Below are 8,698 nucleotides of genomic sequence, written 5' to 3' on the forward strand. Positions count from 1 at the left end.
GCATATCTAGGAATGATTAAATTAGCTTGTACTTTTATTTGGCTTCGATGAAAATTTATTTTTGTGCACAGAACCTATTTATTTAGTTATAAATATCATAGATAATTAAAATAAAAATATAGAACTTTTTAAAATATGAGTGATAATCAGAATAAGCTAAAAAGAGATATCTTAGCTCGCCATATTGTAATGATCTCTTTAGGAGGGACTATTTCAGCAAGCTTCTTCCTAGGTATAGGAAGCATCCTTAATTCAGTAGGTGCTTTTGGTACTGTATTGGGTTTTTTCCTTGGCGGTGTAATCATGATGTTAGTAATGATAAGCCTTGCCGAGATGTCTATAGAAATGCCAATAAGTGGTTCTTTTCAAGCTTATGCTACAAGGTTTATATCTCCATACTCGGGTTTTCTAACTGGTTGGTTATATTTACTTAACTGGTTAACTGCTGCTGCTGGAGGCTTAGTTGCAGCAGGAATAATTTGTCATAATTTTTATCCTGGAATTACTGTTTGGCAATTTTGTCTTGCTATAATAATTATTGTTAGTTTATTAAATTTATGTACAGTAAAAGTCTTTGCTGAAATTGAGTTTTGGTTATCTGCGATAAAAATTATTACAATATTAGTTTTTATAGTTATAGGAGTTGCAATTATAACTGGCTTATTACATTCAAATAAGCCTATATCTGGATTAGTTAACTTTTATGCCAATGGATTATTTCCTAATGGTTTTAAAGCATTCTTGTTTGGACTAGTAATTATAGTATGTACATTTCAAGGTGCTGAATTAGTAGGTATAGCTGCCGGAGAGACAAAAGATCCAGAGAAAAATATTCGTAAAGCTATTAAAAGTGTTGCTATACGTATATTACTATTTTTTGTATTTTCATCATTTATAATTGCTTATATTATTCCATATAAAGATTCTGGTGTTGAAAATACTCCGTTTATAACCGTCTTACAACTAGTAAATATAAAATATGTCGATACTATAATGCAGCTAGTAATTTTAACAGCAAGTTTATCGGCAGTTAATTCATGTTTTTATACCTGTGCGAGGCTAATGTGGTCAATGGCTCAAGAGAAACAAGCTCCCAAAATCTTTGCAAAGATAAGTAAGAAACAAGTCCCTATTTATGGGGTTTTATTTGTTGCAGTTTTATCTTGCTTTTGCTTGATTACTAAATTTATAGGAGCTACAAAAGTATTTATCTTGATAGTATCATCATCAGGTATGGTTGGTTGTATGATATGGATTATAATTAGTCTGTGTCATATATATTTTAGAAAGTCTCTATCAGAGGAACAAGTTAAAAACTTGAAGTTTAAGGCCTGGGCTTTTCCTATAATTCCATATTTAAGTATATTATTTAACTTATGTGTAATCTTAGGTATGTTTTGGGATCCGGATCAAAGAATGGTTGTTTACTCCGGTATTGTATTGATAGTTATATTTTCAGTTTTATATAAAAAATATTGCAAAAGATAAACTATGTTTTTCTTCTACTTAATAAATCTCCTACTTTTACTAGTTTTCTCTGATTTTTAGAACATTTCGAAACATAAAGGATATTATTTAAAACATAGTAAATTGCATCTTGAGAATATTTCTCACCTAATTTACAAGCTTCATATAGAGAATTACAATTAAACATAAAGCCATCTTCTTTATGATCTGTAGTTTCATCAAACCCATTAATCTGATAAACTCAATCATACTTTTGTTGTAGCTCTTGTTTTAAGATTTTATTTCTAGTTGTATTTTCATAATCACTAAGAAGTTGATTCATAGGATTATATACTGTAATAATTGCAAACTGCTGAGGATAATGTTTAGGCTCTATAGGTACTTCAAACTTTGTTTTAAAATACCATTTAAGCAAATTATTTTGATCTAGAGTATCACTCATAAGCCTTGAGCTTTTGCTCTAATTGAGAACCAGTTTGAACACCATTTATAGTTTCAACTTGCTTAGCATTTTTGAAGATAATCATTGTTGGAATACTTCTAATACCAAACTGTGCAGCTAAATTTTGGTTATCATCAACATTTACTTTTACAATTACAGCATTCTTATAATCTTTTGATAGCTGATCAAGAATTGGTCCTAATGTTTTACATGGCCCGCACCAATCAGCATAAAAATCAACTAATACAGGCTTATCCGTACTATTTATTAGCTTTTCAAAATTAGCTTCATCAGTTTTTATAACATTACTTAAAGCCATTTTATTTCTCCATAAATGTTACATTTGCTCTAATATTGATATCTTGAGAAACTGCTACAGGATTACTATTAGCGCTAGAGTCCATCTCATTAGCAGCAGCTTTCATATACATTACAGTGCTTCTAGGTCTATAGTTATTTGTAGCATCACTATATCTAATTGATTGAATAGTATAATTGTTGTTTGTTTCTTTATTAAAATCTTTTAGATATTCTTGAGTATTTTTAAAGATTTTAATCATAAGCTTCTGCTTTGCTGCCTCAATAGCTTTTGCAGGTGGGTTATAGTCAAGAACTTGAACAACTAGCTTTTTACCAGCGGCTTTTTGATTTTCTAAAGCTTTTTGTAAGCTATTAAGATCTTTTTGCGATATTCTAGCTTGTAATTGTAACGTAATATTTAACGCACCACTATTGCTAGTATTTTGCTCAACGTTTTTAACTTTCCAATCTGCTTTAACAATATTGTTAACTTGATCAGATATTTGTTTTTGAATATTGTTTTGGTCTTGAAGAGTCGTTGTTGCATATCCTGTAACTTGCACAAGTATACTATCACTTTTAACTGTCGTTTCAGCTTGAGTTGTATATTGAATAGTATTGTTATCTTTGGTTTTATCGCATGCTAAAGCAACTGAACTTGTTGCTAAAAAACTAACTAAAGTAATTGGAATAATTTTTTTCATAAAAATGCCCTCTTTTATAATTATTGTTTTACTATTTTCAGTTTAACAGATTACAAAATATAATTAATTAGAAAGATAAAAAAGATTAGAGTATTTTTATATTATAGAATCTAGTACATCATCTAAAGATTCAGCAATTTCTTCTTTGATTTCATTTTCAAAAGGAAAATCATCAGATGTCAGCTGAGACTTAACAAAGCTCTCTAAAAGTAAATGCTGTGCTTCATGGAGCTCTAAACCTCTAGATTGTAGATAAAATAGAGCATCTTTATCTAACTGACCAACCGTAGCACCATGAGTACAAACAACATCATCTGAGAAAATTTCTAACTCAGGTTTTGTATTTATTTCAGCTTTGTTACTTAGTTGGATATTTTTGTTATTTTGAAATGCTTGGATTTGCTCTATACCTTCATTTACAACTGCTTTAGCATTAAACCAAGCTCTAGCAGAACCATTTGCAACACCACGAAAGTTAACATTACTATAGGTGTTTGAAGCGTTATGATTAACTAAGAAACAAGCATTTGCTATAGAGCTATCACTAACCAAATATAATCCTCTAATATCAAATCTTGAATGCTCTTTATTTAGATTAACTATAAAGTCATTTCTTAATAAAGCATCTTTATTAAGTAAGTTGAAACCATTAAATTCAGCTGCCCTATCTAGATTTATTAGATAATTGGCCGTAGTAAATAGTTGTGTATTATTTGCATTATCAGCATTGTTTGTAAAATTAACTTTAGCAGATTCAGCAACTTTTACATCTAAATATAAATTTATTGCAGATTCTTCTGTTAGATTTACAAAATCAATATCTAAATCTAGATTTGCAAACATATCTACATCTAACTTCAAGGAAATATTTGTAAGCTTATTTTTAGCCATTTCAGTATTTATAAAAATAAGGCTAAGTGCATCTTTAGTATCTTTAGGTACTTTTATACCAAAATGCTTTGAATTCTCAATAGCTAACCTTGACATATTTCTATCGTCTTTATGAAACTCTAAAGCACTGATATGATTTAGCTTTTTGTTATAATCAATAGCTAAAGATCCATCTAAGATAATAACTACATTCTCTTGAGTATCAAATTTAAAGCCTTCAAGATAGTCTTTTGTTTTTGGTGCTTCTTTTAATATTTCTGTAATATTATTTTTAGAATATATTGAAGCAATATTTGTATACTTCCAGCTTTCTTGCTTAGTAGTAGGTAGAGATTTATTGTCTATTAACATTTTTTAACCTTTAGCTGTTTAACCAAGAGTATCCTTTCTCTTCTAATTCAAGTGCAAGTTCTTTACCACCAGTTTTAACTATTTGACCATCTGCTAAAACATGAACAAAATCAGGCTCGATATGATCTAAAAGTCTTTGGTAATGTGTAATAACTAAGAAACTTCTATCTTGTGATCTCATAGTATTAGCACCTTGTGATACTACTTGAAGAGCATCAATATCAAGACCTGAGTCAGTTTCATCTAAAATTGCTAATTTAGGCTCTAGCATCATTAACTGAAGCATCTCATTACGTTTTTTTTCACCTCCAGAGAAGCCTTCATTAACACCACGAGACATATATTTCTGATCGATCTTTAAAACCTGCATATTTTGCTTAAGCTTTTTCATAAACTCAATAGCATTGATTTCTTCTTCGCCATTTTGCTTTCTAATGCTGTTTAGAGCAGTTTTTAGAAACTGAACGTTACTAACACCAGGTATCTCAATAGGATATTGCAAACTTAGAAATATTCCAGCTGCAGCTCTTTCTGAGATACTTAGATCGTCAATGTCTTTACCATCAAATGTAATAGAACCTTGTGTGATTTCATAACCATCTTTACCAGCTAAGACGTTACTTAATGTACTTTTACCAGCACCGTTTGGTCCCATAATTGCATGAACTTCACCTTTTTTCATAGTTAGGTTTAGTCCTTTTAATATTTGCTTCTTGTTATCTCCAACACTTACATGTAGATCTTTTATTTCTAATAACATTTTTTAACCTTTTTAATCATCAATTATGTAAAATTTACAATTCTAACCAACAGCACCTTCTAAACTTACTTCCATAAGCTTTTGTGCTTCAACGGCAAATTCAAGAGGTAGTTTTTTAAATACTTCTTTACAAAAACCATTTACAATCATAGCAATAGCATCTTCTTCTGATAAGCCTCTTTGCTTACAGTAAAATAACTGGTCATCAGAAATCTTTGAAGTTGTAGCTTCATGCTCTATTTGTGATGAGTTGCTTTTATTTTCAATATATGGATATGTGTGAGCACCACACTTATTACCAATTAGTAGTGAATCACATTGTGAGAAATTTCTCGCATCCGATGCATTTGGCGATATTCTAACCAAACCTCTATAAGCTTGAGATGCCCTACCAGCTGAAATACCTTTTGAAATAATAGTACTCTTCGAGTTTTTACCAAGGTGAATCATCTTTGTACCAGTATCTGCTTGTTGAGTATGCCTAGTCAGAGCAACTGAATAAAACTCTCCAATAGAGTTATCGCCACGTAAAACTACAGATGGATATTTCCAAGTGATAGCTGAACCTGTCTCAACTTGTGTCCAAGAAATTTTAGAGTTTTTATGGCAAACTCCTCTTTTTGTTACAAAGTTATAAATACCACCCTTGCCATCTTTATCACCTGGATACCAGTTTTGTACTGTAGAATACTTGATCTCTGCACCATCTAGGGCAACTAGTTCAACTACAGCAGCATGCAACTGATTTTCATCACGCATAGGAGCTGTACAGCCTTCTAGATAGCTAACATAACTTCCTTCATCTGCTACTATAAGAGTTCTCTCAAATTGTCCTGTATTCATAGCATTGATTCTAAAGTATGTAGATAGTTCCATTGGGCAAGTCACACCTTTTGGAATATATACAAAAGAGCCATCACTAAAGACAGCTGAGTTTAATGCTGCAAAGAAATTATCTCCTTGAGGAACTACTGATCCAAGATATTTTTTAACCAGATCTGGATACTTTTGTACAGCTTCAGATATTGGACAAAATATAACACCTGCTTCGGCTAACTTTTCTTTAAAAGTTGTAACAACTGAAACAGAGTCAAACACAGCATCAACAGCAATATTTTTAACTCCTGATAGCATTTCTTGCTCATGCAAAGGAATACCTAGTTTGTTATATGTATCAATAATCTCAGGATCAACCTCATCTAAACTTTTAGGATGATCTTTCATTGATTTTGGCGATGAATAATAGCTAATAGCTTGAAAGTCAATTGGAGGATAGTTTAAGTCAGCCCAACTAGGAGATTTCATATCTAACCATCGTTTGTAAGCTTTTAATCGCCATTCCAACAAAAACTCAGGCTCATTTTTTCTTGCAGATATTAAACGAATAACATCTTCATTAAGACCTGCAGCTATTGTCTCTTCTTCAACATTTGTTACAAAACCATGTTCGTAGTCTTGCTCTATAATCTTATCTAAATTTTCACTCATATTACTTAGCTCTTGCCTTTATTGTTGACAATATCATAAATTGATGTACCAGAAAGTATTTCTAATAATTGGGAGTTTAAAACTTTCCAATAACTACTAACAGTACAACTTTTTAAGCTACATTGTTTGTAAATATCACAACACTCTGTAAGGTTGACGTCTTTTTCAATAGCTTCAACTATATCCAAAACCGTAACCTCTCGAGAATCTTTTACTAATGTATATCCACCTTCAATTCCACGTTTTGAAGCTACTACATCTGCAATTGAAAGTTGATTCAGTAGCTTTCTTACTGTTGGGATATTTAATCCTGTAACTTCAGCAATTTTTGCAGCGCTATAAGGAACAGAATTGTTTTTTGCTATCGTTACTGTAACTAACAGTCCATAGTCGAGTAATTTACTTATCTTAAGCATAATTAAATTAATTATACCAATTTAGTATCATTTTGACATTATGATAGTATTAAAATGGCACAAAGTAAATAAAAAATTGATTATTTTAATCCCTTAGATTAGTATGATAAACTAATTAGCTATTAATCCTGGTATTATAACAAGTAATTATGAGAATTGCTATTTTAGGTGCTGGCCAGTTAGGGGTGTATTTAACTCAAAGACTTAGTTTAGATCATCAAGTATCAATTATTGATTTAGATGAGGAAAAGCTTGGTTTTATCTCTTCTGCTTTTGATGTGCAAACTATTGTTGGTGATGTTACAAAGCCAAATATCATGATGGAAGCAAACTTCAAAGATACAGATATGATTATAGCTGTAACTTCTGATGATACTACTAATATCGCTGTATGCGATATGGCATATAAGCTTTATAAAACTCCATACAAAATAGCACGAATTAGAGATACTGAATATAATCGATTCCCTAAATTGTTAAATAACGTTGATCTAGTTATAAAATCATTTTTTGAAGCTACAAAAAGATTAGAGCAATTAATATTTTTACCAGGAGCATTCTTTATCTCAAGTTTTTTTGATCAAAGGGTTCAGGTAATTGGGGTTGAAGTTTCTGATGACTCACTTTTAGTTGGCTTCTCTATTAAAGATATACATCTTGGTTTAGGTGATATCAAGGTTGATATAATCTCTGTTTATAGAGGAAGCCAAAAATTAGATATAGATGATACAGACACTTTAGTAAAACCTGGTGATAGAGTTATGTATTTATCTGAAAAAGCATATTCATCACAGATTTTATCGATATTTCAACCTAAGAAAGCTAATGTTAGAAAAATTTTTATTGCTGGAATTAATCACGCAAGTATTACTTTAGCAAAATCTCTAGAGAACAAGGGATATATCATAAAAATGATAGATCCTAATGCTAAGAAATGTGAATTTGCGTTAGATGAGCTTTCAAAATCAACTATCTTACATTATAACCCTGTAAATAATAATCTATTGATTGCTGAAGGGATTGATGAAGCAGATATGTTTTTTGCTCTAACTAACTCAGATGAGATTAATATAATGTCATCAATTCTTGCAAAAAAACTTGGAGCTAAAAAAACCATAGCTACAGTTAATAGTGCTGAGTACTATGATATAACTCGTGATTTAAAGCTTATTGATATATCTATATCACCACATAATTTTTCTTATACTATTATCAAGGCATTTTTGACTCAGGTGGATATGTTAAAGATGTATGAGGTTGAAGATAGTGAAGAGATGTTCATTGAAATAAAAGTACATGGTCAAGAGAACATGTCTACTGTAATAGGAAAAAATATTTCTGAACTAAAACTTCCTAAAGGTCTAAGAATACTTTCAATAATGAAAAATGATAATACACCACTATTCTTTGCTGATGATTTATTAATAGAAGATGGTGATAGACTTATAATTAAGGTAGATAATAGAAACGCTTTAGAAATCCTTGAAAAACTTTTCCAAGTAATGCCTTTGTATATTGCTTAAACTAATTGCTAATTTTTAAGTGCTTGAGTATCATGTTTTAATATGTTTCATTTCATAATAAATAGTTGGTAATAAGTGTCAGTAAATGTATCTGGAAAAGAAAAAATTGGCTTAATATTATTAATATTATTGATGACAGGAGCTATCGATAATATTAGGAACCTACCATCAACAGCAACTTCAGGAACTTATATATTCTTTTTCTTTGTAATAGCTGTAGTTCTATTTCTAGCCCCTGTTGCGTTAGTTTCTGCAGAGATGACAGCAACCTATACAGAAAAAGGTGAAGAAGGCGTATATGGTTGGGTTAAAAAAGCTTTTGGTCCAAATGTGGGGATGCTTGCAATATGGTTTCA

General features: G+C 30.8%; 10 protein-coding genes. 3 read left to right on the forward strand and 7 right to left on the reverse strand.

The genetic code is table 11. The annotated features are described in order from the left end of the window. Positions 1 to 135: 135 nt before the first annotated feature. Entirely contained in the window at positions 136 to 1,488 is a 1,353-nt protein-coding gene (locus AB8E56_RS10640; RefSeq protein WP_329480928.1) for an amino acid permease, read from the forward strand. A 220-nt stretch (positions 1,489 to 1,708) separates the two neighbouring features. On the opposite strand, the gene AB8E56_RS10645 is transcribed toward AB8E56_RS10640, so the two are convergent. The 7 genes from AB8E56_RS10645 to AB8E56_RS10675 all read right to left on the reverse strand — a co-directional run bounded on the left by AB8E56_RS10645 (position 1,709) and on the right by AB8E56_RS10675 (position 6,819). Further along, entirely contained in the window at positions 1,709 to 1,909 is a 201-nt protein-coding gene (locus AB8E56_RS10645) for a hypothetical protein (RefSeq protein WP_329480930.1), read from the reverse strand. Further along, the gene (gene trxA / locus AB8E56_RS10650) at positions 1,902 to 2,228 is read right to left on the reverse strand and encodes a thioredoxin (protein WP_329480932.1); all 327 of its coding nucleotides are present in this window, start codon (positions 2,226 to 2,228) and stop codon (positions 1,902 to 1,904) included. The genes AB8E56_RS10645 and trxA overlap by 8 nt, the downstream gene beginning before the upstream one ends. Position 2,229: 1 nt before the next feature. Further along, positions 2,230 to 2,913: a hypothetical protein gene (locus tag AB8E56_RS10655; protein ID WP_329480934.1), complete on the reverse strand. Its 684-nt coding sequence runs from the start codon at positions 2,911 to 2,913 to the stop codon at positions 2,230 to 2,232. Between the two features lie 96 nt (positions 2,914 to 3,009). Further along, entirely contained in the window at positions 3,010 to 4,155 is a 1,146-nt protein-coding gene (sufD, locus tag AB8E56_RS10660) for a Fe-S cluster assembly protein SufD (RefSeq protein WP_329480936.1), read from the reverse strand. 10 nt (positions 4,156 to 4,165) lie between these two features. After that, a complete protein-coding gene (sufC, locus tag AB8E56_RS10665) occupies positions 4,166 to 4,915 on the reverse strand; it encodes a Fe-S cluster assembly ATPase SufC (protein WP_329480938.1) in 750 nt (249 codons plus the stop codon). Positions 4,916 to 4,957: 42 nt separating this feature from the next. Then, positions 4,958 to 6,403 carry a Fe-S cluster assembly protein SufB gene (gene sufB / locus AB8E56_RS10670; RefSeq protein WP_329480940.1) on the reverse strand — a complete coding sequence of 482 codons (1,446 nt, stop codon included), beginning with the start codon at positions 6,401 to 6,403 and terminating at the stop codon, positions 4,958 to 4,960. Positions 6,404 to 6,408: 5 nt separating this feature from the next. Further along, positions 6,409 to 6,819 carry an SUF system Fe-S cluster assembly regulator gene (locus tag AB8E56_RS10675; RefSeq protein WP_329480942.1) on the reverse strand — a complete coding sequence of 137 codons (411 nt, stop codon included), beginning with the start codon at positions 6,817 to 6,819 and terminating at the stop codon, positions 6,409 to 6,411. A 149-nt stretch (positions 6,820 to 6,968) separates the two neighbouring features. Between AB8E56_RS10675 and trkA the strand changes: the two genes are divergently transcribed. Both trkA and AB8E56_RS10685 read left to right on the forward strand, forming a co-directional pair. Beyond that, positions 6,969 to 8,342: a Trk system potassium transporter TrkA gene (gene trkA / locus AB8E56_RS10680; RefSeq protein WP_329480944.1), complete on the forward strand. Its 1,374-nt coding sequence runs from the start codon at positions 6,969 to 6,971 to the stop codon at positions 8,340 to 8,342. 132 nt (positions 8,343 to 8,474) lie between these two features. Then, on the forward strand, positions 8,475 to 8,698 hold a 224-nt coding region (locus tag AB8E56_RS10685), incomplete at its 3' end, for an amino acid permease (RefSeq protein WP_329480946.1).

It is taken from the genome of Francisella sp. 19X1-34 (genome assembly GCF_041102755.1).
GTDB lineage: Bacteria > Pseudomonadota > Gammaproteobacteria > Francisellales > Francisellaceae > Francisella.